The sequence below is a fragment of the Arthrobacter sp. JCM 19049 genome, assembly GCF_001310435.1.
Genome location: NZ_BAXF01000449.1, coordinates 1 through 1,744 on the forward strand (window position 1 = coordinate 1; position 1,744 = coordinate 1,744).

Genomic DNA, 1,744 nt, shown 5'->3' on the forward strand with positions numbered 1-1,744 from the left:
GCGCCAACTGGCTGCACACCAGCAGGACCAGCACCAGGGCCGCCAGGCACAAGCCACCGGCCAGCGGCAGGGTGGTCCAGCTGCCGCGCATCAGGAACAGGGCCGGCACCGTGCTGCTGGGAATCCCGGTGAGGACCAGGAACCAGCCGGTAAAACGCTGGATGTCCACCTCGCCGGCCCGTTCCCGGCCCAGGGACAGGCGCCAGAAGAACAGGAACCAGGCCACCGCCCAGCAGAGCCAGATCACCGCAAACACCGGGTCGCTGCCCAGCAGGGACAACGCCTGATACAGCGCAATGGCCGCCACGAACAGGCAGTACCAGCCAAAGCCGTGCTCTTCGGCGCCGGTGACCAGGCTGTAGCCCACCCAGAGATAGGTGATGCCAAACAGGTAGCTGGGCCACGCGCCGGACACCAGCTGCGGGTCACCGCCGGCTTGGGCCAGGATGATGGTGGGCAGCACCACCTGGATGGTCCCCACCAGGAAATTTAGGGGAATAGTGGACCTCGCGCCAATAATCCCGGCCGCGGCCAGGCCGTTGACCAGCAAAATGACACCGACGAATACCAGTCCCACATGTTCCATATTCCACTCCTCGCCATGCATTGCCGGGGCAATTGGGCTCAACCGGGTCGCGGCAGCGAACCGGGAAGATTTTGGCCGCCAGAGCAGCGGTTGAACATATTGTAGCGCCCCCGGGGCTTGAACGTGACCGGCGGCACTGGCCCGGGGCCGTGGTGTGCGCCGCGCTCGATGCGTAGACTGTGGCCATGCGACTATGGTCCCTGCATCCAAGCCTGCTCGACGCCAAGGGACTGGTGGCCTGCTGGCGTGAAACGCTGCTGGCGCAAAAGGTCCTGGCCGGACAAACCAAGGGGTACACCGCGCACCCGCAGCTGGTGCGCTTCCGGGCCGTGGACCAGCCGCTGGCGGTCATCGGCCGTTACCTGCAGGGACTGTGGGATGAGGCCGCGAACCGTGGCTACCACTTCGACCCCTCGCGCATCCGCGAACCACACCCGGCGGCGGGGGAGCCGACCCTGGCACTGCCCAGCGGGCAGGCGGCCTTCGAACGACAGCACCTGCTGGGCAAGCTATTTATCCGCGACCCGCAGCGTGCCGAGCCGCTGCGCCGCCTTGGGGTCCAGCAGCTGCCGTTGCATCCGCTGTTTCACCTGGTTCCCGGATCCGTGGAACCCTGGGAGAAGGACACGGCCATCACGCGTAACGGATGATGCCGCGGCGCCGGGAAGTTGCTGAAATGGGGGAATGAGCCAAACTTCACCATTCCCCACCGGTGGGACCGACATTGAAATCCAGTTGCGTTGGAGCGACGAGGACAAGCTGGGCCACGTGAACAACGCCCGGATCGTGACGTTGATGGAGGAGGCCCGGGTCCGCTGCTGCGCCGTGATGGAATCGCCGAACGCTTCGGCAACGGGCTGGTGGTTGCCGCGCTGCAGATCAACTACCTCAAGCCGCTGTACTACCGGCCGTCCATGACGGTTCGCATGGGGGTGGACCGAATCGGCACCAAGTCCTTTGCCCTGCGGCACCTGGGTTACCAGGACGGCCAGGTCGCCTTTGACGGAACCACGGTGATGGTGGCCTTGGACACCGATGGCGTGTCCTCACGCCTGCCCGCCCCTGCCGAACGCCAATGGCTGCAGGACCAGATGCTCAGCGTCGGCAACGCATAGCGTCCGCGCCGCCGGTGCTTCCCCTTGCGGCGCCGGGGAAGGG

The 1,744-nt window shown here is 66.1% G+C and carries 4 protein-coding genes; 3 read left to right on the top strand and 1 reads right to left on the bottom strand.

What is annotated here, in order from left to right:
* Positions 1-586, bottom strand: a 586-nt coding sequence (locus tag JCM19049_RS13245) for an AmiS/UreI family transporter (RefSeq protein WP_054821818.1), incomplete at its 3' end; no start/stop codon positions are given.
* 185 nt (positions 587-771) lie between these two features.
* Between JCM19049_RS13245 and JCM19049_RS13250 the strand changes: the two genes are divergently transcribed.
* The 3 genes from JCM19049_RS13250 to JCM19049_RS13255 are packed head-to-tail and all read left to right on the top strand — an operon-like array spanning position 772 to position 1,701.
* Positions 772-1,236, top strand: a complete 465-nt coding sequence (locus JCM19049_RS13250) for a pyrimidine dimer DNA glycosylase/endonuclease V (RefSeq protein WP_054821819.1) — start codon at positions 772-774, stop codon at positions 1,234-1,236.
* 34 nt (positions 1,237-1,270) lie between these two features.
* The gene (locus tag JCM19049_RS23570) at positions 1,271-1,504 is read left to right on the top strand and encodes an acyl-CoA thioesterase (protein ID WP_374700315.1); all 234 of its coding nucleotides are present in this window, start codon (positions 1,271-1,273) and stop codon (positions 1,502-1,504) included.
* Positions 1,447-1,701: a hypothetical protein gene (locus JCM19049_RS13255; protein WP_054821820.1), complete on the top strand. Its 255-nt coding sequence runs from the start codon at positions 1,447-1,449 to the stop codon at positions 1,699-1,701. Before JCM19049_RS23570 ends, JCM19049_RS13255 begins: the two co-directional genes overlap by 58 nt.
* Positions 1,702-1,744 lie beyond the last annotated feature (43 nt).

What these genes read in the sequence shown, in the direction of transcription:
- JCM19049_RS13250 (WP_054821819.1), top strand. Translation starts at nt 772, where the DNA reads ATGCGACTATGGTCCCTGCATCCAAGCCTGCTCGACGCCAAGGGACTG.
- JCM19049_RS23570 (WP_374700315.1), top strand. Translation starts at nt 1,271, where the DNA reads ATGAGCCAAACTTCACCATTCCCCACCGGTGGGACCGACATTGAAATC.